Origin of the sequence: Streptomyces sp. NPDC006365 (assembly GCF_042870755.1) — a bacterium.
GTDB classification, from domain to species: Bacteria; Actinomycetota; Actinomycetes; order Streptomycetales; family Streptomycetaceae; genus Streptomyces; species Streptomyces xiangluensis.
On the sequence record NZ_JBIAHS010000002.1, the window covers coordinates 318,270 to 343,531 of the forward strand.

The 25,262-nt window shown below is 67.8% G+C and carries 20 protein-coding genes, 2 tRNA genes and 2 pseudogenes; 18 read left to right on the forward strand and 6 right to left on the reverse strand.

Annotated elements, in window-relative coordinates:
• Window positions 1-37 precede the first annotated feature (37 nt).
• On the forward strand, window positions 38-1,696 hold the full coding sequence (locus ACFYO0_RS06600; RefSeq protein ID WP_388671644.1) for a methyltransferase domain-containing protein: 1,659 nt from the start codon (window positions 38-40) through the stop codon (window positions 1,694-1,696).
• A gap of 128 nt (window positions 1,697-1,824) precedes the next feature.
• On the opposite strand, the pseudogene ACFYO0_RS06605 reads toward ACFYO0_RS06600, so the two are convergent.
• A pseudogene (locus ACFYO0_RS06605) lies at window positions 1,825-2,079 on the reverse strand (Fe-Mn family superoxide dismutase); the annotation flags it as partial.
• Between the two features lie 653 nt (window positions 2,080-2,732).
• On the opposite strand from ACFYO0_RS06605, the gene ACFYO0_RS06610 reads away from it, so the two are divergent.
• From ACFYO0_RS06610 to ACFYO0_RS06620, 3 genes are all read left to right on the forward strand, one after another.
• On the forward strand, window positions 2,733-3,308 hold the full coding sequence (locus tag ACFYO0_RS06610; RefSeq protein ID WP_388671647.1) for a biotin transporter BioY: 576 nt from the start codon (window positions 2,733-2,735) through the stop codon (window positions 3,306-3,308).
• Window positions 3,309-3,511: 203 nt separating this feature from the next.
• A complete protein-coding gene (locus ACFYO0_RS06615; protein WP_388671650.1) occupies window positions 3,512-3,997 on the forward strand; it encodes a ribose-5-phosphate isomerase in 486 nt (161 codons plus the stop codon).
• A gap of 334 nt (window positions 3,998-4,331) precedes the next feature.
• On the forward strand, window positions 4,332-5,141 hold the full coding sequence (locus tag ACFYO0_RS06620; RefSeq protein ID WP_388671653.1) for an Fpg/Nei family DNA glycosylase: 810 nt from the start codon (window positions 4,332-4,334) through the stop codon (window positions 5,139-5,141).
• A gap of 17 nt (window positions 5,142-5,158) precedes the next feature.
• Here the strand turns inward: ACFYO0_RS06620 and ACFYO0_RS06625 are convergent, their stop codons facing one another.
• Window positions 5,159-6,394 carry a GNAT family N-acetyltransferase gene (locus ACFYO0_RS06625; RefSeq protein WP_388671656.1) on the reverse strand — a complete coding sequence of 412 codons (1,236 nt, stop codon included), beginning with the start codon at window positions 6,392-6,394 and terminating at the stop codon, window positions 5,159-5,161.
• A gap of 181 nt (window positions 6,395-6,575) precedes the next feature.
• Between ACFYO0_RS06625 and ACFYO0_RS06630 the strand changes: the two genes are divergently transcribed.
• Window positions 6,576-7,754, forward strand: coding sequence for a PP2C family protein-serine/threonine phosphatase (locus ACFYO0_RS06630; protein WP_388671659.1), 1,179 nt, complete (start codon window positions 6,576-6,578; stop codon window positions 7,752-7,754).
• Window positions 7,755-7,793: 39 nt separating this feature from the next.
• Here the strand turns inward: ACFYO0_RS06630 and ACFYO0_RS06635 are convergent.
• Window positions 7,794-8,066 (reverse strand): annotated as a pseudogene (locus ACFYO0_RS06635) (cation:proton antiporter); the annotation flags it as partial.
• A gap of 104 nt (window positions 8,067-8,170) precedes the next feature.
• Here ACFYO0_RS06635 and ACFYO0_RS06640 point away from each other — a divergent pair.
• Window positions 8,171-8,626 (forward strand): HD domain-containing protein, encoded by a 456-nt coding sequence (locus tag ACFYO0_RS06640; protein ID WP_388671662.1) that lies wholly within the window; start codon window positions 8,171-8,173, stop codon window positions 8,624-8,626.
• Window positions 8,627-8,635: 9 nt separating this feature from the next.
• Here ACFYO0_RS06640 and ACFYO0_RS06645 read toward each other — a convergent pair whose 3' ends face one another.
• Window positions 8,636-9,736: an acyltransferase family protein gene (locus ACFYO0_RS06645; RefSeq protein WP_388671665.1), complete on the reverse strand. Its 1,101-nt coding sequence runs from the start codon at window positions 9,734-9,736 to the stop codon at window positions 8,636-8,638.
• A gap of 741 nt (window positions 9,737-10,477) precedes the next feature.
• On the opposite strand from ACFYO0_RS06645, the gene ACFYO0_RS06650 reads away from it, so the two are divergent.
• Entirely contained in the window at window positions 10,478-10,672 is a 195-nt protein-coding gene (locus tag ACFYO0_RS06650) for a hypothetical protein (RefSeq protein ID WP_033328032.1), read from the forward strand.
• Window positions 10,673-11,201: 529 nt separating this feature from the next.
• Here ACFYO0_RS06650 and ACFYO0_RS06655 read toward each other — a convergent pair.
• Window positions 11,202-11,275, reverse strand: a tRNA-Gly gene (locus tag ACFYO0_RS06655).
• 152 nt (window positions 11,276-11,427) lie between these two features.
• Between ACFYO0_RS06655 and ACFYO0_RS06660 the strand changes: the two genes are divergently transcribed.
• From ACFYO0_RS06660 to clpX, 5 genes are all read left to right on the forward strand, one after another.
• A tRNA-Pro gene (locus ACFYO0_RS06660) sits at window positions 11,428-11,504 on the forward strand.
• A 244-nt stretch (window positions 11,505-11,748) separates the two neighbouring features.
• Entirely contained in the window at window positions 11,749-13,158 is a 1,410-nt protein-coding gene (gene tig, locus ACFYO0_RS06665; RefSeq protein WP_388671669.1) for a trigger factor, read from the forward strand.
• 352 nt (window positions 13,159-13,510) lie between these two features.
• On the forward strand, window positions 13,511-14,119 hold the full coding sequence (locus tag ACFYO0_RS06670) for an ATP-dependent Clp protease proteolytic subunit (RefSeq protein ID WP_386353524.1): 609 nt from the start codon (window positions 13,511-13,513) through the stop codon (window positions 14,117-14,119).
• 111 nt (window positions 14,120-14,230) lie between these two features.
• The gene (locus ACFYO0_RS06675) at window positions 14,231-14,911 is read left to right on the forward strand and encodes an ATP-dependent Clp protease proteolytic subunit (protein WP_033328039.1); all 681 of its coding nucleotides are present in this window, start codon (window positions 14,231-14,233) and stop codon (window positions 14,909-14,911) included.
• A gap of 170 nt (window positions 14,912-15,081) precedes the next feature.
• Window positions 15,082-16,368, forward strand: a complete 1,287-nt coding sequence (gene clpX, locus ACFYO0_RS06680) for an ATP-dependent Clp protease ATP-binding subunit ClpX (RefSeq protein ID WP_386353086.1) — start codon at window positions 15,082-15,084, stop codon at window positions 16,366-16,368.
• A gap of 71 nt (window positions 16,369-16,439) precedes the next feature.
• Here the strand turns inward: clpX and ACFYO0_RS06685 are convergent, their stop codons facing one another.
• Complete coding sequence (locus ACFYO0_RS06685; protein WP_388671673.1) at window positions 16,440-17,441, reverse strand: hypothetical protein; 1,002 nt, start codon at window positions 17,439-17,441, stop codon at window positions 16,440-16,442.
• Between the two features lie 135 nt (window positions 17,442-17,576).
• Between ACFYO0_RS06685 and ACFYO0_RS06690 the strand changes: the two genes are divergently transcribed.
• The 6 genes from ACFYO0_RS06690 to mreC all read left to right on the forward strand — a co-directional run bounded on the left by ACFYO0_RS06690 (window position 17,577) and on the right by mreC (window position 25,252).
• Window positions 17,577-20,201 (forward strand): valine--tRNA ligase, encoded by a 2,625-nt coding sequence (locus tag ACFYO0_RS06690; RefSeq protein ID WP_388671676.1) that lies wholly within the window; start codon window positions 17,577-17,579, stop codon window positions 20,199-20,201.
• Window positions 20,202-20,310: 109 nt separating this feature from the next.
• Complete coding sequence (locus ACFYO0_RS06695) at window positions 20,311-21,819, forward strand: bifunctional folylpolyglutamate synthase/dihydrofolate synthase (RefSeq protein WP_388671679.1); 1,509 nt, start codon at window positions 20,311-20,313, stop codon at window positions 21,817-21,819.
• Window positions 21,820-21,822: 3 nt separating this feature from the next.
• Window positions 21,823-22,176: a DUF4233 domain-containing protein gene (locus ACFYO0_RS06700; protein WP_388671682.1), complete on the forward strand. Its 354-nt coding sequence runs from the start codon at window positions 21,823-21,825 to the stop codon at window positions 22,174-22,176.
• A gap of 200 nt (window positions 22,177-22,376) precedes the next feature.
• The gene (ndk, locus tag ACFYO0_RS06705) at window positions 22,377-22,790 is read left to right on the forward strand and encodes a nucleoside-diphosphate kinase (RefSeq protein WP_344396828.1); all 414 of its coding nucleotides are present in this window, start codon (window positions 22,377-22,379) and stop codon (window positions 22,788-22,790) included.
• Window positions 22,791-23,139: 349 nt separating this feature from the next.
• The gene (locus ACFYO0_RS06710) at window positions 23,140-24,159 is read left to right on the forward strand and encodes a rod shape-determining protein (protein ID WP_386353526.1); all 1,020 of its coding nucleotides are present in this window, start codon (window positions 23,140-23,142) and stop codon (window positions 24,157-24,159) included.
• A 139-nt stretch (window positions 24,160-24,298) separates the two neighbouring features.
• The gene (gene mreC / locus ACFYO0_RS06715; protein ID WP_388671686.1) at window positions 24,299-25,252 is read left to right on the forward strand and encodes a rod shape-determining protein MreC; all 954 of its coding nucleotides are present in this window, start codon (window positions 24,299-24,301) and stop codon (window positions 25,250-25,252) included.
• Window positions 25,253-25,262 lie beyond the last annotated feature (10 nt).

Genomic DNA, 25,262 nt, shown 5'->3' on the forward strand with positions numbered 1-25,262 from the left:
GCATGACTCCCGATGACTGAAGGAGTTCCCCATCATCGTGCAACCGGCTCAAGAGTTCGGCGACAACCCTGTCGAAGTACGCGAAACCGGTCACTACACGGAGGAGTACGTTCCCAGCTTTGTCGAGAAGTGGGACTCGCTCATCGACTGGGAGAAACGGGCGGACAGCGAAGGCAATTTCTTCATCGACCTGCTGCGCAAGTGGGGCGTGAAGAGTGTGCTCGACGTCGCGACGGGCACAGGATTTCACTCCGTACGGCTGCTGGCCGCCGGATTCGACACCGTGAGCGCCGACGGCAGCGCGGACATGCTGGCGATGGCCTTCGAGAACGGCACCAAGCAGGGCGGGCACATCCTGCGCGTCGTACAGGCGGACTGGCGGTGGCTCAACAGAGACGTCCACGGGGAGTACGACGCCATCGTCTGCCTCGGCAATTCCTTCACGCATCTCTTCTCGGAGCGCGACCGGCGCAAGGCGCTCGCCGAGTTCTACGCGATGCTCAAACACGACGGAATTCTCGTCCTCGACCAGCGCAATTACGACGCGATCCTGGACGACGGCTACACGAGCAAGCACACGTACTACTACTGCGGTGAGGACGTCACCGTGGAGCCGGAGTACGTCGACGAGGGCCTGTGCCGCATGCGGTACCACTTCCCGGACGACTCCGTGTACCACCTCAACATGTTCCCGCTGCGCAAGGACTACACCCGTCGCCTGATGTCCGAGGTGGGTTTTCAGCGGGTCGAGACCTACGGCGACTTCCAGCACACCTACCGGGGTGAGCAGCCGGACTTCTTCGTGCATGTGGCGCAGAAGGAGTACCGGATGGATGACCAGCAGGAGGGCCGGTACAAGGGCGCGGTCGGCACCGCCCGCAGCTACTACAACTCGCCCGACGCCGACACCTTCTACGCCACGGTGTGGGGCGGCGAGGACATCCACATCGGCCTCTACGAAAGCCCCGCGGAGCCCATCGCGGACGCAAGCCGGCGCACCGTCGAGCGGATGGCGTCGAAGCTGGAGCCCACCCGGGACTCCGTGGTGCTCGACCTCGGCTCGGGGTACGGCGGCTCGGCACGGTACCTGGCCGGGACGTACGGCTGCCGGGTGGTCGCACTCAACCTCAGCGAGGTGGAGAACCAGCGCCACAAGGAGCTGAACTCGGCACGCGCGCTCACCGACCGGATCGAGGTCGTGGACGGGTCCTTCGAGGACATCCCGCTTCCGGAGGACCAGGTCGACATCGTCTGGTCCCAGGACGCCTTCCTGCACAGCGGGAACCGCGTCAAGGTCCTGGAGGAGATCGCGCGGGTGCTGCGCCCCGGCGGCCATCTCATCTTCACCGACCCGATGGCCACGGCGGACGGCGGCTCGGCCGACGTGCTGCAGCCGATTCTCGACCGGATCCACCTGGACGACATGGGTTCGCCGGGTTTCTACATGCGTGAGCTGGACCGGCTCGGATTCACCCCGGTCGACGGTGGCTTCGAAGAGCACCGCGAACAGTTGGTGAACCACTACACGCGGGTCCTCGAAGAGACCGGGCGCCAAGAGGCCGAAGGGCTGGCCAGAAAGATCAGCCACGACTACCTCGCCCAGATGAAGAAGGGGCTCGGCCACTGGATCGACGGCGGCCGCGAGGCGCATCTCACCTGGGGCGTCTTCCACTTCAGGCTGGGCGCCGACGACTGAGCCACCGGCCGGGCACGGGCCGCAAGGAAAACCCCCGCGAGTCACGTCCTCGCGGGGGTTTTCTTCTTTCCGCCCGCCCGCGTGAAAGGTGAGAAGACGATCACGAGGCAGGACACTTCGGACTGCCCTCAGGGGGCGAGCAGCAAAACATCCGCACGGGATTTCGCGGCGGCGTAACGCCGCGCCACGTCCTGCCAGTTGACGACCTGCCACATGGCCTCGATGAAGTCGACCTTCTGGTTCTTGTACTGGAGGTAGAAGGCGTGCTCCCAGGCGTCGAAGACCAGGATCGGGGTGGAGCCCTGGCCGACATTGGCCTGGTGGTCGTAGACCTGCTCGACGACGAGGCGCCCGCACAGAGGTTTGTGCGCGAGGATGCCCCAGGGCGGTGCGGTGCGCGCGGTGGCGGCGCGTCCCAGCACACGGCAAAAGAGCCGAGGCCCGCTGGGGACTCCGGCTCGATGCCACCGTTTCCGGTCATGTTGTGCCATTGGAGCTCTCTCCCGCCCAGAGGGCCTGAGACTCTCCCCTGGATCGCTCCGAGGAGTTTGACGGCGATGAAGGCCGTCCGGCGACGACCCTCCCGGCCGCCGGGCAGGTCGCCGACCCGCCTCCAGCAACGTATCGGGCCTGCGGACGACATGGCGTGGTGTAGGGCTGCCGTTCACCTGGACGAGCACCCTTCCGTGCGCATGTTCGAGGTGGATGATGTGCGGGTGGTCGCAACGGGTCCCCTCCGAGCTGTTATTGCAACAAGGTTGCAAGTGCAGATTAACAGCAAGAGGGAGCGGGGGAGGGGATGGCGAGAGAGATTGATGGAACTCGACAGTTCTTGTCGGTCCCACCCCTTGTGGGTAAGACCGCCGTAGCTCAGTGACCAGGGTCACGCCGCCCAGGGTGTATCCACCCCTCTTTGTATGGAGCGCACCAAGCGCACGATCCGTGGTTTGTCGAGCGCTGCTGGTGATCGGGTCCAGGGGCCTGGGATAGCGTCGCGGTGTCCCGAACCGCCCGCTCCCACACCGCCGGAGTTTCCATGAGCACCGCTGCCGCCACCGCCCTGCCGGGTAAGGTCCTCGCCGACCTGCTTCCCGCGTCCCGCGTCCGCGACGTCGCGCTCGTGGCCGGTGGTGCCGCGCTCACCGGGATCGCCGCCCAGATCGCCGTGCCCGTGCCGGGCTCGCCGGTGCCGGTGACCGGGCAGACCTTCGCGGCCCTGCTCGTCGGCACCACGCTCGGCGCCGGGCGTGGCTTCCTCTCGCTCGCTCTGTACGCGCTGGTCGGCCTGGCCGGTGTTCCCTGGTTCGCGGACGGCAGCCACGGTGCCTCCCCGACCTTCGGTTACATCATCGGCATGTTGCTGGCGGCCACGCTCGTCGGCGCCCTGGCCCGCCGGGGCGCCGACCGCTCGGTGTTGCTCATGGCCGGCACGATGCTCCTCGGCGAGGCCGTCATCTACGCGATCGGCGTCCCCTACCTCTCCGCCGCCACGCAGTTGAGCCCCACGGAGGCCGTTGCCGCCGGGTTCACGCCCTTCCTCATCGGCGACGCCTTCAAGGCGGCCCTGGCAATGGGCCTGCTGCCCGCCGCCTGGAAGCTCGTGAAGCGCTGAGAGCGACATCGCAGCCCCAGCCCCAGCCGCAGCCCTCGCGCCCGTAACGGGAGCGGGGGCCGCTTGATTTCCGCTCTCGTGCCACACCTCGCGCCCACCGCCCTCACCTGGCGGGAGTCAGACCCGTCGCCCTGACGTAGCGGCGCGTTTGACCGGCCCGACCCGAGGAGCCCCGGCCGAAACACGCGTGTCACACTCGGACCATGCGCGTGTACCTCGGCTCCGATCATGCCGGTTTCGAACTCAAGAACCACCTCGTCGAGTGGCTCAAGGCGGCCGGGCATGAGCCCGTCGACTGCGGGCCCCTCATCTACGACGCCCAGGACGACTACCCGCCGTTCTGCCTCCGCGCGGCCTCGCGCACCGCGGGGGATCCCGGGTCGCTCGGCATTGTGATCGGGGGGTCGGGGAACGGGGAGCAGATCGCGGCGAACAAGGTGGCCGGGGTTCGTGCTGCGCTCGCTTGGAGCGAGGAGACCGCGGCGTTGGGACGTCAGCACAACGACGCGAACGTTGTAGCTGTCGGGGCGCGTATGCACTCGCGGGACGAGGCGACCAAGTTCGTCGAGACGTTCCTGAACACGCCGTTCTCCGGCGACGACCGTCACGTCCGTCGCATTGACATGCTGTCGGCGTACGAGACGGCCGGGGTCATGCCGGACATTCCGGCGCACCACCCACGGGGGTAGAGGGTTTTTCTTCCCCAAGCCCGCCCCTTCCCGAAACCATGGGCTCCGCCCCTGGAACCCCACTGCGGGCGCGCCCCCAGGCCCCCTTGAGACGCAGTGCGCCGGCTGCGAGTCGGTCGTGGCTGGTCGCGCAGTTCCCCGCGCCCCTGACGGGGCGCGCACCATTCAGCCCGTCTGGGGGCACCTCCCAGCGGTAGCTGGGGGAGTTCGAGGACGAGGCCGCTAGGCCGATGCGGGGGCCTGGGGCGGGGCGCAGCCCCCAGTTCCGGGAAGGCGCGGGTTTGGGGAAGGAATCCCGCCCGGACCGCGACGCGAACACGAACAGGAGGCCCCCGTGCCCGAAGGGCACACCATCCACCGGCTGGCCGACGACTACCGCGCCCGCTTCGCCGGCCGCCAGGCCCACGTCACCAGCCCGCAGGGCAAATTCGCCGACGCCGCAGCCCTCCTGGACCGGACAGCGCTGACAACCGCCGAAGCCCACGGCAAACACCTCTTCCTACAGTTCGAAACCGAGGCCTGGACCCACATCCACCTCGGCCTCTTCGGCAAGGTCACCCTCGGCGACGCCCCCGCGCCCCCACCCACCGAAACCATCCGCCTACGCCTCACCAACGACACCGCGTACGCAGACCTCCGCGGCCCCACCACCTGCACCCTGATCACGGACACGGAAAAGCAGGCGGTACACGACCGCCTGGGCCCGGACCCCCTGCGCGAGGACGCCGACCCGGCACAGGCGTACGCCCGCATCTCCCGCAGTCGTACGACGATCGCCGCCCTCCTCATGGACCAGAAGGTCATCGCAGGAGTAGGAAACGTCTACCGCGCGGAAGTCCTCTTCCGGCACGGCATCGACCCGTACCGGCCGGGCAAGGACATCACCCCGGCCGAGTGGAACGCGCTGTGGAAGGACCTCGTCACGCTCATGCGCCAAGGCGTCCGCAACAACCGCATCGACACGGTCCGCCCGGAACACGAGCCGGACGCGATGGGCCGCCCGCCGCGCAAGGACGACCACGGCGGCGAGGTCTACGTGTACCGCAGGGCCAACCTGCCCTGCCACATCTGTGGCGGCGAGATCCGCACCGCCGGTCTCGCCGCCCGCAACCTCTTCTGGTGCCCCACCTGCCAGAAGGTCTGAAGCCGCTCAGAAGCCGCTCAGAAGCCGTGCGGAAGCCACGGTGCGACGGCAGCGGAGAAGCCGAGCGAGGCCTCCGCGAGCGCGCCCCGGCGCAGCTCCCGCACCCGCCCCGCCGCGGCGAGTGAGGCAAGGGACACGCCACCGAGATAGGCCGACCCCAACTCCCGTACGGACAGGGCGAGATCGGCCGAGTCGGTGGTCCGCTCGCAGGACGCTCCCTTCGCGTCACCGGAGAGCCGCCAACGCCCCTCGTTCCAGGGGCAGAAGGCGTCCTCGACCTCGAACACGACGTCCACGGGCGCCTGGTACGTACGTGCCTCGAGCGCCGCCCCGACGTCGACGGTCCGCACGTACAGCGAGTCGCGCAGGCCGAGCCCGCACCGCCGGATGTCGGAGACGAGGTGCTGCCAGGCGTCGTCGACGGGACGGTTGTGGCACTTCACCGTCGACGTCAGGTCGATGTCGAAAAGGAACCGCCACAGCGCCGCGTACGCAGCCGGGTCCAGCGCCTCCAGATCGCGCAGATCGACCGTGCCCTTGGGGCCGGCCGCGTCCCACTCCGGCTTGATGAAGTACCGGGCGTAGCCGACCACTTCACCTTCCCGCTCGGCGAGCACGCACTGCAACGGCGACGAGCCCTTCCGCTCGCTCTCCGGGTCGAGCAACGGCAGCCGCTCCCAGCCGGGCAGCCGCGCCATCATCCCGGGGCGGGTCGGCACCCGCAGTGCGTAGACGGCCTCGCACGCATCGCGTACGGCGTCCGCATCAGGTTCAGCGAGACGAAGCCGTACGTCGTCGGTGCCGGCCGGCGCCGTCAGCCGTACCCGGGACGTGTCGATCTCCGCGCGCAGCTGCTGGGTCGCGGCGCCGTAGCCGAAGCGGCCGTATATCGCCGGCTCGGAGGCGGTCAGTACGGCCAGTGGCTCGCCCCAGGAGTGGATGTCGTCCAGCTGCCTGCGCTTCATGGACGTCAGCACCCCGCGGCGGCGGTGCGTCGCGGCGACGCTCACCATCGTGATGCCGGCCGCCTTCACCGGGGCGCCGCCGGGCACGGTCATCCGGAAGCTGAACGCACCTGCCGTGCCCACGCACTCGTCGCCGTCCCAGGCCCCGATGAAGCGGTCGAACTCCGTGAGGCCGTTCCACAGGGCTCGCTCCTCGGGCGACTCGTCGACTCCGCCGAAGGCGAGCACCAGCTGTCCGTACCACTTATCCCATTCTTCCGGCCGGAGCACGCGCACGTCAGTCGTCATATGCCATGCCTACCAGGGCAATCCGGGATCAGCGAGTGGATTTATGTCAGCTCGGCGCGGGCCGCCCACTGCGGCATGCGATCCTCGGGGATCGGACGTTCTGTGACTTCGGTTCTCGGACGGGGGGACAAGTGGGACCTCCCGTGCCAAGTACCAGGTCCGATGGATAGGGTCCCGAACAATGGCAGCAGGACGAGGGCGGCGCGCGGAAGCCGAGACGTTCACGGCCCGGTTGAAGAAACAACTGCACCGGGTCCGCACAGGGCTGCGCAGATCCGCTGTCGACTACTTCCGCGGGGACGGCTCGGACTGGGTCGCGCTGGTCGGTCTGCTGCTGACCATTCCCGTGATCACGTGCGCCACACTCGTCAACTCCGTGTGGTTTTCGCCGGCCGCGCTGGTCCTCCCGATCGTCGCCGGCGGGCTGGTGCTGCGGCCGGCGAGCCTGCTCGGCCTGTACGCGGCCGCCGCCACCGCGCTGATCATCGAGTCCGTGAAACTCGGCCCCTACACGGAGGGGCCGTCCCGGGTGACACCGGGGACCGTGCTGGTGGTCGCCGCCTGCGGCTTCTTCGGCCTGCTCATCGCGCAGTTCCGCAGCCGGGTGGGAGTGCCGTGGCGACGCGGCGGCACCATGCTTTTCGACCTGCGGGAACGGATCCGCGTCCAGAGCAAGTTGCCGAAGCTGCCGACGGGCTGGCATCGCGAGATGGCCCTGCGGCCGGCCGGTGGTCAGTCCTTCTCGGGGGACTTCGTGGTGGCCGCCCGTACGAACGGGGGGCGCACGCTCGAGGTCGTACTGACGGACGTCTCCGGCAAGGGCATGGACGCGGGGTCGCGTGCGCTGCTTCTGTCCGGGGCGTTCGGGGGACTGCTCGGCTCGCTGCCGCCGCACGCGTTCCTGCCCGCGGCGAACGGTTACCTGCTCCGACAGGACTGGGACGAGGGTTTCGCCACATCGATCCACCTTGTCCTGGACCTGGACTCCGGTGACTACGAACTCTTCTCGGCCGGGCATCCTCCGGGGCTGCAGCTCAGCGCGGGGAACGGGCGCTGGGAGGAGAAGTCCGCGGAGGGGCCGTTGCTCGGCGTGTACGACGGGGCTCAGTTCGATCCTGTGAAGGGGACGTTGCGCCCGGGCGACGTTCTGATGCTGTTCACGGACGGCCTGGTCGAGACGTCCGACCGGGACATCGTCGAAGGCATCGACCGCCTCACCGGAGAGGCCGACCGGTACGTGGCGGGCGGCTTCCACGGCGCTGCCTGGCACCTCATCGAGGCAGTGGCGAAGGACGTGAACGACGACCGGGCGCTGCTGCTGATCTGCCGCGAGGGTGCGACGGCGCCCGTCACTGTGTGACCTGTGCGGGGTCGGCCGACGCCGGCGGTCTCCCGTACCGAACTCGCCCCGAGCCAGGAGCGTGGTGGAGATGTTGGCCGCGGGCCCGGCTACGAACCCGTACACCCGCGCCGCCCCAAGCCCCGCGAGCACGTTCATGACCAGCGTCAGCGCCACCGCGGCGAGAACGGGCCAGAGCACCGTGGCAAGGTCGCCCGGGTTGATGGAGAGCCCGAAGGCGAAGAAGAAGATCGCGCCGAAGGCATCCCGCAGGGGATGGACCAGTGTGCGTATGCGCGCGGCGGAGACGGTGCTGCCCAGCATCAGGCCGACCGCATCTCGTGGAGTTGACGCGCCACGTCAGCGCCGCTTCGACACCGGACTCCGGACGCATGGCGGTAGCGCCAACGGCCGGCGCTGCACGGCACACTCGACGCATGACCGACAATGCGCTGCTGAGCCTCACCGAAGTCGAAGCCATCGCCCGTAACGCACACGCCGCCCAGACAGACAAGGCGGGCCGGCCGTACGCCGAGCACCTTCAGGCGGTGGCCGAGGGGGTACGTGCCCGTGGCGGCGACGACGAACAGATCGCCGCCGCCTGGCTCCACGACGCCGTCGAGGACGATGCCGTCTCGGAGGACTGGCTCCTGGACAAGGCCGCGCTGACCCGGCGCACGAAGGACATCGTCCTGGCCCTCACCAGGCGCCCCGGCGAGCCCCCGGAGTCGTACGCCGAACGCATCCTGGCGACGCCGGGGGCCCTGCTGGTCAAGGAGTCCGACTTGGCCCACAACGCGAATCCGGCGAGGCTCGCGGCCCTCGACGAGCCCACGCGGACGCGACTGGCCCAGAAGTACGCGAGGATGCGCGAACTCCTGGGCCTGGCCTAGGACTCGGCCCTAGGACTTTGCCCGCCCGCGGGCCAGCTCGGCGGCATCCCGCTTGAACGCCCACTCCATCTTCGGCTCCATCGCGAAGCGGAACATGCGCTGGACGGGCGGGGTGCACAGCAGGGTGACCACGGCGGCGGCGACCAGGGTGATGAAGATCTCGCCGAGCGGCTCATGCAGCCACGTGTAGTCGAACCAGCCCCAGAAACGGCCGCCCTTGATCAGGAAACCGTGCAGCAGATAGCCGTACAGCGTCCCCGCGCCGAGCACCGTGAACCACATCCTGCGGCGCGGCACCCAGGAGAAGAAGCAGGCTGTGAGGACCATCGAGCAGCCGAACAGCGCGAGCGTCATCACAACGCCCGCCCACCATGGCGTGCCCAACTCCTGCGCGCTGTCCCGGTGGTAGAACCAGGCCGAGGTCATCCGCGGAGCCGCCCAGTACGCCACGACCAGCGCCGCCGCGAACACCGGCACCGACAGGATCCGGACCTCACGGCGCCGCATCAGCTGGAAGTGCTCGGGCTTCATGCACAGGCCGATGACAAAGAACGGCAGGAACTGCAGCACACGTTGCAGATCCAGGTCGTCACCGATGTCGGGCGACACGGAGGCGAGAACCGCGATGGCGAGCGCGAGCGGCACCGGCCAGCGCACGACCTTCCACATCGGGGTCGTCAGCCGCCATACGAACAGCGCGACCAGGAACCATGTGAGGTACCAGGGGTCGAGCAGGCTGATCGGATGGCCCGGATCGTCGTTCGCCACCTTCTTGAAGACGGAGTACGCCGCTTCGAAGAGGATGTACGGCACCGCGATGCCCGTCACCAGCCGCTGGAGCCGGTCGGCACGCATGTCGAAACTACGCGAGAAATAGCCGGAGATGAGGATGAACGCCGGCATGTGGAAGGTGTAGACGACCATGTAGAGCGCCTCGGCGCTGCGGCTGCGGTCGGTCAGCGGTTGCCAGGCGTGGGCCGTTGCGACGAGCACGATGGCCAGGTACTTGGCGTTGTCGAAGAACGCGTCGCGTTGCTTGGCCGGCTTTGTCTGAGGCCCGGCGGGAGCGGTGTTCGCCTGCGGGGTGTCGCGGGTTCGCGGGCTCGGCATCGCGGACACCGACGACTCTTCCGTCGGCGGGAGCGGAGTTTTCTGTCGGCCGTGTGGGCGGAGCGAGTTCGTCACAGACCCTCCCACCAGGAACTGGGGGAGACGATCCGGGACCTCACTGCGCGTGCGGGGGACGAGGCAGCGGTGAACATCTGAGGCACCCTAGCGTCGCCGACGCGATTTCGTAAAACCCTGGGCGTCATTCCTGCTTAACCCTCGCTTATCCCGGGGAGTATGGGGGATTTGAAGAAGCGGGTGACGAGCGAGAGATAAGCAGGCGACGAAGCCGACTTGGTGATGCAGAGGTCGACTGATGTGACGCGTACGCCTGTTACGTCCCTCTTCATCCTGACTAAATGGTGCATAACACTCGCGGGCGACTCTGGTGAAATGTCCGTTGATTGGCGTTTGTGGCACCCTCTCCGGCCCGCTCGCCAGCCCCTCGCTGTGCCCGCGGCAACAATTCGAATTATCTGCGAACAGGATGTGTGGGCACGGCAATGACCCTCCTGAATTCGGCGCGCGGGAGGCTCCGTGAATTGCCGTACGCGGCACCGCCGTTCATGACCGCCGGGGAGCGCCGCACCGGTACGGATTGTGCATGTCCGGCGAGAACGATGGCCGATGATGCCCCACCTTCCGCATAGGCCGGGCCTGTTGGTGGCACGATGGTTCTGCGGGGGTGTGCGGGGTGGCGCCCTCGGGCCGGGAGAGCGGACCGACCGTAGGGTGTGATCAGTTGTGGCCATTTCGCTATCAGTGGTGCTGCTGTTGGGGATCGTCCTCGTGGTGCTGATCCGGGGAGGAACGATCAAGGCGGGTCCGGCGGTCGTCGCCGTACTGTTCGGCTTCTTCCTCGCCTCGACGGGCATGGCCGATGACATCCAGCGGTTCCTCAACTCGATAGCGGAGACCATCAACGAGATCCAATTCTGAGCGAGTTGAGCAGGTACGGCACTTCGTCAGGTACGGGATCAGGTCCGGGACGACGAACACCTGGCAGCTCCGCGAGAGCCGGCCCAGCGCGATCGGAACCGTCCGCCGGGACCGCTTCCGCCTCGCCGACGGCCCGTCCGTGCTGCTGCACGGCACCCCGTTCTCCTCGTAACGTCTGGCACTGGATCGCTCCGACGCTCGCCGCGCAGGGCCACCGGCTCCACGTCCGGGGCAGGCCCCGCTGCGGCAGCTGGGGTTCCCCTTACTTCCGCCTGGTCGCCGAAAACTCCGAGGTCTTCGAGCGGCTCCCGGTTCCCCCGCACGAGGCCCAGGTCCGCGAGTACGTCGGCTCCGCGAGCCATCGCGGAAGCTCCCGCCTTCACCTGATCCCGGACGCGGGCGCCTCGTCCCCCTGGACGCCCCGGCCCAGCTCCTCGGCGAACTGCTCACGTTCCTCAGGGGCTGACGAGCCCGGAAACGCCTCAGGGCCAGGCAGAGGATTTGACCTCTGACCTGGCCCTGAGCCGTATGGAGCGGGCGACGGGAATCGAACCCGCGTAGCCAGTTTGGAAGACTGGGGCTCTACCATTGAGCTACGCCCGCACAGGAGGCGCCGCAGGTCATTGGACGCGCGGCACTGGAGCATCGTAGCGGGTGGCACCCTTCGCCGCACATTCCGTTCCGCGTCCCTTCGGGCGCCCGCGAAATGCGGGAGCCGCGGTGTCGGCGGGCATGTACCCTACGTGTCGCACCGACGGGGTGTGGCGCAGCTTGGTAGCGCGTCCGCTTTGGGAGCGGAAGGCCGTGGGTTCAAATCCCGCCACCCCGACCATCAGCAGGGGCCCGGTGACCGCCGACGGGGACCCGGTCCGGAACCCGACCGGGCTCCCGGGGCTCGCGGCACCGGAAGCTCGCCTTTTGGGGCGTGTACCGCCTGCGGCTACTATGCAAACTGCGCGCCCGTATGTCTGCACTGTTACGTCTCGCAAGGGCCGCGAATCCGCTGAGGCACCCGCCGCATCCGGCAGAGGTCGACAGCAGAACCCCAAGAAGTCAGCCATCAAGGAGACCGAACCGTGAAGAGCGCCGTGGAGACCCTGAACCCGACCCGGGTTCGGCTCACTGTCGAGGTGCCCTTCGAGGAGCTCAAGGACAGCCTCGACGCGGCGTACAAGAAGATCAACCAGCAGGTCACGGTGAAGGGCTTCCGGAAGGGCAAGATTCCGGCGCGCGTCATCGACCAGCGGTTCGGCCGCGGTGCGGTTCTGGAGGAGGCGGTCAACGACGCGCTTCCGAAGTTCTACACCGACGCGGTCAACAACGCCGAGCTGAACGTGCTCGGCCAGCCCGAGGTCGACATCACGGAGCTGAAGGACGGCGAGACGCTGAACTTCACCGCCGAGGTCGACGTCCGCCCCTCCATCGAGATCCCGGACTACTCCGGCATCGAGGTCGAGGTCGACGCCGTCGAGGTCGCCGAGGAGGACGTCGACAAGGCCGTCGAGGAGCTCCGTGAGCGCTTCGCGTCCACCTCCCCGGTCGAGAGGGCCGCCGAGGACGGCGACGTCGTGACGATCGACCTGGAGGCCAAGGTCGACGGCGAGGTCCTGGAGGACGGCGTCGCGAACGGAGTCTCCTACACCATCGGCTCCGGTGAGCTGCTGGACGGCATCGACGACGCCGTGAAGGGCCTGGAGGCCGGTGGCGAGGCCACCTTCGCCTCCGAGCTCAAGGGCGGCTCGGCGGCCGGCAAGGAGGCCGAGGTCACCGTCAAGGTCTCCCAGGTCGCCGCGCGTGAGCTCCCCGAGCTGGACGACGACTTCGCGCAGCTCGCCTCCGAGTTCGACACCCTGGAGGAGCTGCGGACGGACAGCCGTAAGCGCCTCGAGAACATGAAGCAGTACGACCAGGCCACGCAGGCCCAGGAGCGCGTCCTGGAGAAGCTGCTGGAGCTGGTCGAGGTGCCCGTCCCCGAGAAGCTCCTCGAGGACGAGATCAACACCCGTAAGCACAACCTCGAGCACCACCAGCTCGGTCAGATGGGCCTGGACCTGCCGCAGTACCTGGAGATCCAGGGCAAGACGGCCGAGGAGTTCGACACCGAGACGCGCGAGGCCGCGGTCAAGGGCATCAAGACCCAGTTCGTCCTCGACGAGCTGGTCAACAAGGAGAAGCTGAACGTCAACCAGGAGGAGCTCACCGAGCACCTCATGCGCCGCGCCGCTTCCTCCGGCATGTCCCCCGACCAGTTCGCCCAGGCCGTCGTAGAGGGCGGCCAGGTCCCGATGCTGGTCGGCGAGGTCGCCCGCGGCAAGGCCCTTGCGGTCGTCGTCGAGGCCGCCACGGTCAAGGACACGAACGGCGAGATCGTGGACCTGGACGACGAGGAGGAGGACGAGACCTCCTCCGAGGAGACCCCGGCCGAGGGCTCCGCGGAGGCGGCCCCCGAGGCCCCCGAGGCCCCCGAGGAGAAGCCTGAGGCCTGATCGCCTCGTTTGTACGCCGCGATGGCCTCCGAGACCTTGTGTGTCTCGGGGGCCATCAGGCTTTCAGGGGCGCGGGCCACGTCGATTTGCGGCTCCGCCGCGAAATGTCACAGCCCCGCGCCCCTGGCGGGGCGGACCCCGCCAAAACCCCTGCGCAACGAGCGGAGCGCATGCGCTCACAGCGAACAGTTCCCTCCTCGGGATTCCCCGAAGGGACCCGCGCGTTAGGGTCCATGAGTACGAGGGCAGGGGAGTCCCGATACACCGCCGGACGGCCCCCCGCCCCGGCAGAACACGTGAGACGGCCCCGGCGCCGTCGTTAAGACGAGCAGGTGGATACGTGACGAATCTGATGCCTTCAGCCGCCGGCGAGCCCTCCATCGGTGGTGGCCTCGGCGACCAGGTCTACAACCGGCTGCTCGGTGAGCGGATCATCTTCCTCGGCCAGCCGGTCGACGACGACATCGCGAACAAGATCACCGCACAGTTGCTGCTCCTTGCCGCCGACCCGGACAAGGACATCTTTCTGTACATCAACAGCCCCGGCGGATCGATCACGGCCGGTATGGCGATCTACGACACCATGCAGTACATCCAGAACGACGTGGTGACCATCGCCATGGGCATGGCGGCCTCCATGGGCCAGTTCCTGCTGAGCGCGGGCACCCCGGGCAAGCGCTTCGCCTTGCCGAATGCCGAGATCCTGATCCACCAGCCCTCGGCCGGCCTCGCCGGTTCCGCGTCGGACATCAAGATCCACGCCGAGCGGCTGCTGCACACCAAGAAGCGGATGGCGGAGCTGACCGCCTTCCACACCGGCCAGACCGTGGACCAGGTCACCCGCGACTCGGACCGTGACCGCTGGTTCGACCCGATCGAGGCCAAGGAGTACGGCCTGATCGACGACATCATGCCCACCGCTGCCGGTATGCCGGGCGGCGGCGGCACCGGAGCGGCCTAGTCACGCTCGCGCTCACGGGCAGCCCGTACACGCGGCCCGAGCGCAGCTGACGTAAGCCTTCCGAGCCCCCAGCCGACCGCCTCAGCTCTTTTCAGGCTCCCAGGAGACACAGTGAACGACTTCCCCGGCAGCGGCCTCTACGCCCGCACGGAGGCCGAGTACACCGGCCCCCGCGCGGAGTCCCGCTACGTCATCCCGCGCTTCGTCGAGCGCACCTCGCAGGGCGTGCGCGAGTACGACCCGTACGCGAAGCTCTTCGAGGAGCGTGTGATCTTCCTCGGCGTGCAGATCGACGACGCCTCCGCCAACGACGTCATGGCGCAGCTGCTGTGCCTGGAGTCGATGGACCCCGACCGTGACATCTCGGTCTACATCAACAGCCCCGGCGGCTCCTTCACGGCGCTCACTGCGATCTACGACACGATGCAGTTCGTGAAGCCGGACGTCCAGACGGTCTGCATGGGCCAGGCGGCCTCCGCCGCCGCGATCCTGCTCGCCGCCGGTACGCCGGGCAAGCGCATGGCACTTCCCAACGCCCGTGTGCTGATCCACCAGCCCTACAGCGAGACGGGTCGCGGCCAGGTCTCCGACCTGGAGATCGCGGCGAACGAGATCCTCCGGATGCGTGCCCAGCTGGAAGAACTGCTGGCCAAGCACTCCACCACGCCGATCGAGAAGATCCGCGAGGACATCGAGCGCGACAAGATCCTCACGGCCGAGGACGCGCTTTCGTACGGCCTGATCGACCAGATCATCTCGACCCGGAAGATGAACAACGCAGCGGTCGCGTGACGTAGCGCTGTATCGTCAGCCGCCCCTTGGCACGGTTTGGCGCCGTACGCGTCAAAGTGAACCGCGCCAAGGGGGGCCCGAACGGGGGGCTAGGCAAGGTACCGTCGGACATAAGGCAGCACCAGGAGCCGCTGGACCTAGGCGTCTCCCAGGCGAAGGGGAAGCACACCGTGGCACGCATCGGTGACGGCGGCGATCTGCTCAAGTGCTCGTTCTGTGGCAAGAGCCAGAAGCAGGTCAAGAAGCTCATCGCAGGCCCCGGTGTGTACATCTGCGACGAGTGCATCGATCTCTGCAACGAGATCATCGAGGAAGAGCTCGCGGAAACGAGCGAGGTCCGCTGGGAGGAACTCCCCAAACCCCGGGAGATCTACGAGTTCCTCGAGGGGTACGTCGTCGGCCAGGAGTCGGCGAAGAAGGCCCTCTCCGTCGCGGTGTACAACCACTACAAGCGGGTCCAGGCCGGTGAGAACGGCGGGAGTCAAAGCCGCGAGGACGCCATCGAGTTGGCGAAGTCCAACATCCTGCTCCTCGGCCCCACGGGCTCCGGCAAGACCCTGCTCGCCCAGACCCTGGCGCGCATGCTGAACGTCCCCTTCGCCATCGCCGACGCGACGGCGCTGACGGAGGCGGGGTATGTCGGCGAGGACGTCGAGAACATCCTGTTGAAGCTCATCCAGGCCGCGGACTACGACGTCAAGAAGGCCGAGACCGGGATCATCTACATCGACGAGATCGACAAGGTGGCCCGCAAGAGCGAGAACCCGTCGATCACGCGGGACGTGAGCGGCGAGGGCGTCCAGCAGGCGCTGCTCAAGATCCTTGAGGGCACGACGGCCTCGGTTCCGCCCCAGGGCGGCCGCAAGCACCCCCACCAGGAGTTCATCCAGATCGACACGACGAACGTCCTGTTCATCGTGGGCGGCGCCTTCGCCGGCCTGGAGAAGATCATCGAATCCCGCGCGGGCGCGAAGGGCATCGGCTTCGGGGCGACGATCCGCTCGAAGCGCGAGCTGGAGGAGAAGGACCAGTTCGAGGACGTCATGCCCGAGGACCTGGTCAAGTTCGGCATGATCCCCGAGTTCATCGGCCGCCTCCCGGTCATCACCTCCGTGCACAACCTCGACCGCGAGGCGCTCCTCCAGATCCTCGTCGAGCCGCGCAACGCGCTCGTGAAGCAGTACCAGCGCCTCTTCGAACTCGACGGCGTGGAGCTGGACTTCGAGCGCGAGGCCCTCGAAGCCATCGCCGACCAGGCCATCTTGAGGCAGACCGGCGCCCGCGGCCTTCGCGCCATCATGGAAGAGGTCCTCCAGTCGGTGATGTACGAGGTCCCGTCCCGCAAGGACGTCGGCCGCGTCGTCATCACAGCGGACGTCGTCCTCTCGAACGTCAACCCGACGCTCATCCCGCGGGACGCCCGCGGGCGGGGCTCTGGGGAGCAGAAGACGGCGTAGTCGCCCCGAACATGTACGAGGAGGGGGCCCCGGTCAACTGACCGGGGCCCCCTCCTCGTTGATGCGCGGGGTCAGATCTTCACGCGAACTTCCTTGCGGAACTTGGCCGTGAGGTCGGCGGTCCCTTCAAGATCGGCGCTCTTGCCCGCCATGGCGTCGGCCAGCTCGATGTGGATGACGACGCCGAGGGTGCTGTGGTCGCCCCAGATGCACACCGGCATGTTGAATTCCGCAGGCCCGGAGGCAGGATCGCCCGTCGAGGCCTCATCGTTCTTGATCTTCATCTCCTGGCACTTCAGGACCGCGCCGTCCAGACCGCTGGGCTCGTAGCTCTTCGGGCTGCCGACGGCCTCGCCCTTGGTTTCCTCGTCCTTGGCGGCGTTCTTCTTCAGCTCGGCGAACATGGCGTCGACAACCTTCTCCGGGTCGTCGACTTCACCGTAGACGCCCATGAACTGGAGCATCTGCATGGCGAGCGGATTGCTCTGGTCCCCGGCCTCGTAGGTGGCGTCGACGTCCTTGGGGTTCGTGACGCCGTGCTTCTCTGCATCCTTGAGGTCGTCCTTGCTGAACCCTCCGCTGTCGGACCCCCCGCCCTCGCCCTTCTTGTACTCACCGCTGAGCACCGTCGCCGGCGTGGTCAGCTTGTGCGGGCCGTCGTCCGCCACGTCCGACGAACCGCCGCCGCCCCCGCCGATCACGAAGTACGCGCCCACCGCGATCGCGGCCACGACCGCCACGGCGCCGATGACGATCCCGGTCTTCTTCTTGCCGCCGCCGGGAGCGGGCGGCTGCGGCATGCCGTAGGGCGGGGGCTGCTGGCCGTACGGCGGCTGCTGGCCGTAGCCGGGCTGCTGGGGCGGAGCACCGGGAGGAGTCTGCTGGGGGTAGCCATAGCCGGGCTGCTGCGGAGGAGCCTGCTGCGGGTAGCCATAGCCGGGCTGAGGGGTCTGCGGCGGCTGACCGTAGCCGGGCTGCGGGGCCTGCGGCTGCTGGCCGTACGGGCCTGGCTGACCGTACGGTCCCGGCTGCTGGGGCTGCCCGTCGTACGGGCCCGGCTGGTTGTAGCTCATTCTGGGTTCCCCTCCAGATGCTTATGCGTTCCGAACATCCTGTCGTAAGGAGCGTCCGCGGAGAGCACCAGGGGGCTGACCGTTACCGAACAATGGAGTTTCAGGACCGCCCCGTGACACCTCTAAACTGAGCCCGTGACCGACAACGCTCAGCAGCAGCCGCCAGCCAACACCCCCGAACTGCCGACCCAGTACGCGCCGGCCGAAGTAGAGGGGAAGCTGTACGAGCGCTGGGTAGAGCGGGGTTACTTCGAGGCGGACGCGAAGAGCGAGAAGCCGCCGTACACCGTTGTCATCCCGCCGCCGAATGTCACTGGCAGCCTGCACCTGGGCCACGCCTTCGAGCACACGCTCATCGACGCCCTCACGCGCCGCAAGCGCATGCAGGGGTACGAGACGCTGTGGCAGCCTGGCATGGACCACGCCGGTATCGCCACGCAGAACGTCGTCGAGCGTGAGCTGGGCAAGGAGGGCAAGTCCCGCCACGACCTGGGGCGCGAGGCCTTCGTCGAGCGGGTCTGGCAGTGGAAGGCCGAGTCCGGTGGGCAGATCTCCGGGCAGATGAAGCGGCTCGGTGACGGCGTTGCCTGGTCGCGTGAGCGCTTCACTATGGATGAGGGGCTCTCGGAGGCCGTTCAGACCATCTTCAAGAGGCTGTACGACGATGAGCTGATCTACCGCGCCGAGCGCATCATCAACTGGTGTCCCCGATGCCTCACCGCCATCTCGGACATCGAGGTCGAGTACCAGGACGACGACGGCGAGCTCGTCTCCATGAAGTACGGCGAGGGGGACGACACGATCGTCGTCGCCACGACCCGTGCCGAGACCATGCTCGGTGACACGGCGGTTGCCGTCCACCCCGGCGACGAGCGGTACAAGCACCTCGTCGGCAAGCTCATCAAGCTGCCGCTGACCGACCGTTCCATCCCGGTCGTCGCGGACGAGCACGTCGACCCCGAGTTCGGCACGGGCGCCGTCAAAGTCACCCCGGCACACGACCCGAACGACTTCGAGATCGGCCAGCGGCACGACCTTCCGGCCATCACGATCATGGACGAGCACGCCGTCATCACCGCACACGGCCCCTTTCAGGGCCAGGACCGTCTGGAGGCCCGTTCCGCCATCGTTGCCGCCCTGCGTGCCGAGGGCCGGATCGTCGCCGAGAAGCGGCCGTACGTCCACTCCGTGGGTCACTGCTCGCGCTGCAAGACCACCATCGAGCCGCGCCTGTCCATGCAGTGGTGGGTCAAGGTCGGCCCGCTCGCCAAGGCCGCCGGTGACGCGGTCCGCGACGGCCGTGTCAAGATCCACCCGCAGGAGATGGAGAAGCGGTACTTCGACTGGGTCGACAACCTCCACGACTGGTGCATCTCGCGGCAGTTGTGGTGGGGCCACCGCATCCCGGTCTGGTACGGGCCGAACGGCGAGGTCGTGTGCGTCGGTCCCGACGACGAGGCCCCGACCGGCGAGGGCTGGACGCAGGACACCGACGTCCTCGACACCTGGTTCTCCTCCGGCCTGTGGCCGTTCTCCACGCTCGGCTGGCCCGAACAGACCGAGAGCCTCGCGAAGTTCTACCCGAACTCCGTCCTGGTCACCGGCTACGACATTCTCTTCTTCTGGGTCGCCCGAATGATGATGTTCGGCCTGTACGCGATGGACGGCACCCCCCCGTTCCACACCATCGCCCTGCATGGGATGGTCCGGGACCAGTTCGGCAAGAAGATGTCGAAGTCCTTCGGCAATGCGGTCAACCCGCTGGACTGGATGGACAAGTACGGCTCCGACGCCCTGCGCTTCACGCTGGCGCGCGGCGCCAACCCGGGTGTGGACGTGCCTATCGGCGAGGACTGGGTCCAGGGTTCGCGCAACTTCGCCAACAAGATCTGGAACGCCACGCGCTTCGCGCTGATGAACGGCGCCACGATCGAGGGCGAACTGCCACCCGCCGAGCAGCTGTCGGCCACCGACCGCTGGATCCTGTCCCGGCTGAACGCGACGGTCGCGGAGGTCGACGCCCTCTACGAGGACTACCAGTTCGCCAAACTGTCGGACGCCCTTTTCCACTTCGCCTGGGACGAGGTCTTCGATTGGTACGTCGAGCTGTCCAAGACGACGTTCAACGCGGGCGGCGCCGCGGCCGACGTCAGCAAGCGGGTCCTCGGCGAGGTCCTGGACGTCACGCTGCGGCTGCTGCACCCGATCGTTCCGTTCGTCACGGAGACGCTGTGGACCACGCTCACGGGCGGCGAGTCCGTCGTGATCGCGGACTGGCCGGCCGACTCCGGGTTCCGTGACACGGCGGCCGAGCGGGAGATCGAGACGCTTCAGCAGGTCATCACGGAGGTCCGCCGGTTCCGTGCCGACCAGGGGCTCCAGCCCGGCCAGCGCGTCCCTGCCCGGCTCACCCTCGACGGGACCGCCCTGGCGCCGCACGAGGCGGCCATCCGCCAGCTGCTGCGCCTTCAGCCGGAAGGCGAGGGCTTCGCGGCCACGGCGACGCTGCCGGTCGCGGGCGCGCAGGTCGCGCTGGATCTCTCCGGCACGATCGATGTGGCCGCGGAGCGGAAGCGGCTCGCGAAGGATCTCGCCGCCGCACAGAAGGAGCGCCAGCAGGCCGAGGCGAAGCTGGGCAATGAGGCGTTCCTCGCGAAGGCTCCTGAGCAGGTGGTGGACAAGATCCGTACGCGGCTTGCCAAGGCGGACGAGGACATCGCGCGGATTCAGGCGCAGTTGGAGCGGTTGCCGCAGGGCTAGGCGGTGTTACGTGGTGGAAGGCGCCCGGAGCCGGCAGGCTCCGGGCGCCTTTTGCCGGCCCGGCGGCGGGCACCCGGGCCCATGTCATCGGGGTCCGTAGACTGGCCCCGTGAGCGAGTTCCCTCCAGACCACAGCAGCGAGCCCGACCCCTTCGACGAGATCGTCGACGCGGAGACGGAGCGCGACCCCGATCTCGCGGTGATCGAGGCCGGCAGCCGTACCCTGCGCGCGCAGGGCGGTCCGCCGGAGGCCGACATCCCCACGCGTCCGGCCGATCCCGAGGTCGACAAGGCGTTGCGCGAGGTCGAGGCCGAGTTGGCCACGCGGTGGGGTGAGACGAAGCTCGAGCCGTCGATCACGCGGATCGCCGCGCTGATGGACGTACTGGGGGAGCCGCAGCGCTCGTACCCCTCGATCCACATCACGGGGACGAACGGCAAGACGTCCACGGCCCGCATGATCGAGGCGCTGCTCGGCGCCTTCGAACTGCGCACCGGGCGGTACACCTCGCCGCACGTCCAGTCGATCACCGAGCGGATCAGCCTGGACGGCGCGCCGATGGACGCCGAGCGGTTCGTGGAGACGTACCGGGACATTCAGCCGTACGTCGAGATGGTGGACGGGCAGCAGGAGTTCCGGCTCTCCTTCTTCGAGGTGCTGACGGGGATGGCGTACGCGGCGTTCGCGGACGCGCCGGTCGATGTGGCCGTCGTCGAGGTGGGCATGGGCGGCAGCTGGGACGCCACGAATGTGATCGACGGTGATGTCGCCGTCGTGACCCCCATCGATCTGGACCACACGGACCGGCTGGGCACCACGCCCGGCGAGATCGCCACCGAGAAGGCCGGCATCGTCAAGCAGGGCGCGACCGTGATTCTGGCGCAGCAGCCGGTCGACGCGGCGCAGGTGATGTTGAAGAAGGCCGTCGAGGTCGATGCGACGGTCGCCCGCGAGGGGCTGGAGTTCGGCGTCGTGTCGCGTCAACTGGCTGTCGGCGGGCAGCTGCTGACCTTGCGCGGGCTCGGCGGGGAGTACGAAGAGGTGTTCCTGCCGGTGCACGGCGCGTACCAGGCGCACAACGCGGCCGTCGCGCTCGCCGCGGTGGAGGCGTTCTTCGGTGTGGGCGCGGCGCGGGCCGATCGGCTCGACATCGACACGGTGCGCAAGGCGTTCGCTGCGGTTGCCGCGCCGGGGCGGATGGAGGTCGTGCGGCGGTCGCCGACCGTGGTGCTGGACGCCGCGCACAATCCGGCGGGTGCCCGGGCGACCGCCGAGAGTGTCAGCGAGGTGTTCGACTTCAGCCGGCTGATCGGGGTCGTCGGTATGAGCGGCGACAAGAACGTACGAGGGCTGCTGGAGGCCTTCGAGCCGATCTTCGCCGAGGTGGTGATCACGCAGAACTCCAGCCATCGGGCGATGGACGCGGATGCGCTGGCCGCGCTGGCCGTGGAGGTGTTCGGTGAGGAGCGGGTTCAGGTGGAGCCGCGGCTCGATGACGCTCTGGAGGCCGCGATCACCCTTGCCGAGGAGGAGGGTGAGTATGCGGGTGGGGGCGTTCTCGTCACTGGTTCCGTGATCACCGTGGGTGAGGCCCGGCTGCTGTTGGGGAGGGGCTGAGCTGTGCGTACGCTCTGTGCTTCGACACTGATCGGTGAGTTCTTCGTCATCGGCTTTGCCGGCCTGGTCGCGATGAAGGATCCCGATCTGTCCATGACCACGGTGTGGACGGTGAGTGGCGTCGCGATGCTGCTGTGTCTGCTGCTGTGTGGTGTGGTGACGCGGCCGTGGGGTGTTCAGCTGGGGTGGGCGCTGCAGATCGCGTTGATCGCGTCCGGGTTTGTCGTGCCGACGATGTTCTTCATGGGGGCGATCTTCGCGGCGCTGTGGTGGGCTTCGGTTCATTACGGACGGAAGGTGGACGAGGCCAAGGCGCGGTTTGCCGCGCAGGCCGAGACGGAGCATAAAGCGGCGTAGTCGCCTGCGGCGGGCCTCTTTTCCAGCCCGCTCTTTCCCGAAACTGGTGGTTGCGCCCCCGGGCCCCCAGGGGGTGGGGTGAAAGTCGTGTCTTGGCTGCGGGTTCGTTGTGGCTTGTCGTGCAGTTCCCCGCCCCCCTAACGGGGCGATTGGCCCTGTAATCTCTGTGATCCCACACCTGTTGCCGAAGGAGTTCCCACGTGAGCCAGCGCACCCTCGTCCTTCTCAAGCCCGATGCTGTTCGTCGTGGCCTGACCGGCGAGATCATCAGCCGTATTGAGCGCAAGGCCGGCTGGCAGATCACCGCGCTGGAGCTGCGGAACCTGGATCAGGAGACCCTGGAGCTCCACTACGGCGAGCACAAGGGCAAGCCCTTCTACGAGCCGTTGGTCGACTTCATGGCCTCCGGGCCCGTTGTCGCTCTGGTCGTCGAGGGGGAGCGGGTCATCGAGGGTGTGCGTGCGCTCGCGGGGCCGACAGATCCCATCGCGGCGGCTCCCGGTTCCATTCGCGGCGACTTCGGTGTGATCGTCCGCGAGAACCTGATCCATGCCTCGGACTCCGAGGAGTCCGCCGAGCGCGAGATGAAGATCTTCTTCCCCGGACTGGCTTGATCGCCGACACCCGACCGCGTCCGTCCGCGACACGGCCCACCCACCCGGCGTACACGAAGATTTTCTGACGATGCGTCAACCCTGAGCCATATCTGACCAGGCCCTGCCGCAAAAAAGCGGTGGGGCCTGGCATATGCGTGGCGATCGGGGGAACGCATGCCTCCATTGGCTCGTCTCCACAAGCGAGGCGGCACATCATCTGCTGACAATGGCGAAGACCCTCGCGCGGTGTTCGGTGCAGGCGAGACTACGATGGAAGCCTTCACGTCACAGCGCTCACCCTCGCCGACCTAACAAGCCATCAAAAGCTCCACTTGGGAAGGCCAGACGAATCCTGATGGGGAACTCAATGTCGTTCATCGGCCGTGACATGGCTGTCGACCTCGGGACCGCCAACACGCTGGTGTACGTCAGGGGTCGAGGGATCGTACTCAACGAGCCGTCCGTCGTCGCGATCAACACCAACACCGGTGGCATCCTCGCGGTCGGTTCCGAAGCGAAGAAGATGATCGGCCGGACTCCCGGCAACATCGTCGCCGTGCGTCCGCTGAAGGACGGTGTCATCGCCGACTTCGAGATCACCGAGCGGATGCTCCGCTACTTCATTCTGAAGATCCACAAGCGGCGGTATCTCGCCCGTCCTCGTGTTGTCGTCTGTGTGCCCTCCGGGATCACGGGCGTTGAGCGGCGCGCCGTCATCGAGGCTTCCTCGCAGGCCGGCGCCCGCCAGGTGCACATCATCGAGGAGCCGATGGCCGCGGCCATCGGCTCCGGACTGCCGGTCCACGAGGCCACGGGCAACATGGTGGTGGACATCGGCGGCGGCACCACCGAGGTCGCGGTCATCTCGCTCGGCGGAATCGTCACGGCACAGTCCATCCGCGTCGCGGGCGACGAACTGGACAACGCGATCATCCAGCACATCAAGAAGGAGTACAGCCTTCTTCTTGGTGAGCGGACGGCCGAGCAAATCAAGATCACCATCGGCTCGGCGTACGACCTCGACGCTGACGAGCACACCGAAATCCGCGGCCGGGACCTGGTCTCCGGCCTGCCGAAGACCGTCGTCATCTCCGCCGCCGAAGTGCGCAAGGCCATCGAGGAGCCGGTCAACGCGATCGTCGACGCGGTCAAGACGACCCTCGACAAGTGTCCTCCGGAGCTCTCCGGCGACGTCATGGACCGCGGGATCGTCCTCACCGGCGGCGGTGCGTTGCTGCGCGGGCTCGACGAGCGGCTGCGGCGCGAGACCGGCATGCCGATCCATATCGCCGAGGACCCGCTGGACAGTGTGGCGCTCGGTTCCGGCAAGTGCGTAGAGGAGTTCGAGGCGCTCCAGCAGGTACTGGACGCCCAGCCCCGCAGATGACGTAACTCTTCGATTCCGCCGTACGAGACGAGCTCTTCTCGTGCGGCGGAGCATTGATATAGAGGCATAAGCTCCCCCATAGCGCCCCGGCCGAGGGGAGCCCCACACGAATCCGACGAGGAAGGCACGGCCGCCGCACGTGAGGGACACACGAGAGAGCCGGCTGCTTCTGGTGCTGCTGATCGCCATCGCGTTCGCTTTGATCACGGTGGACATCCGCGGCGGCGAGGACTCACCCGTCGACGGGGCCCGCTCGGCCGCCGCCACGGTCTTCGGCCCGATCGAGAACGGGGTGTCCTCCGCGGTCGACCCCGTCGGCAACGCGATCGCAGCGGTCCGCGACTCCGGCGACCGGCACGACCGTATCGCCCAACTGGAGCGGGACAACGCCGCTTTGAAGGCGGAGCTGGGCAGCGACGACCGTAACCGCAGCCGGCTGAAGCAGCTCGACAAGATCCTCAAGACGGCGGGCGCCGGGCAGTACGGCATCAAGGGGGCCGAGGTCATCGCGATAGGAGCGGCCCAGGGCTTCTCCTGGACCGTCACCATCGACGTCGGCGCGAACGACGGCATCCAGCGCGACATGACCGTCCTCAACGGCGACGGACTGGTCGGCCGAGTGACCACCGTCGGGCCGAACACCGCCACCGTGCTCCTCGCCAGCGACCCGGACTTCACGGTCGGTGCGCGCATGGAGTCCACCGACGAACTCGGCTTCGCCTCCGGCCAGGGCGACCGGCCGCTGCGTGTGGAGATGCTCAACGGCAAGGCCAAGATCAAGAAGGGGGACCGTCTCGTCACCTTCGGCTCCCAGGCCGACAAGCCGTTCGTACCCGGTGTCCCCGTCGGTGTTGTCTCCCGCGTCGACCCCTCCGGCGGCGATCTGACCCGCACCATCTACGTCGAACCGTACGTCGGTTTCAGCAAGCTCGATGTGGTCGGCGTGGTCACCCAGGCCCCGCCCAGGGACCCGCGAGACCAGGTGCTGCCGCCCAAACCCAGGCCGACCCCCACGCCGACGGTGACCGTGACGGTCACCCCCTCGGCCGGGGCGTCCGCCGACGGCCTGTCCCAAGAGCAGCAAGAGCAGTAGGAGCTGAACC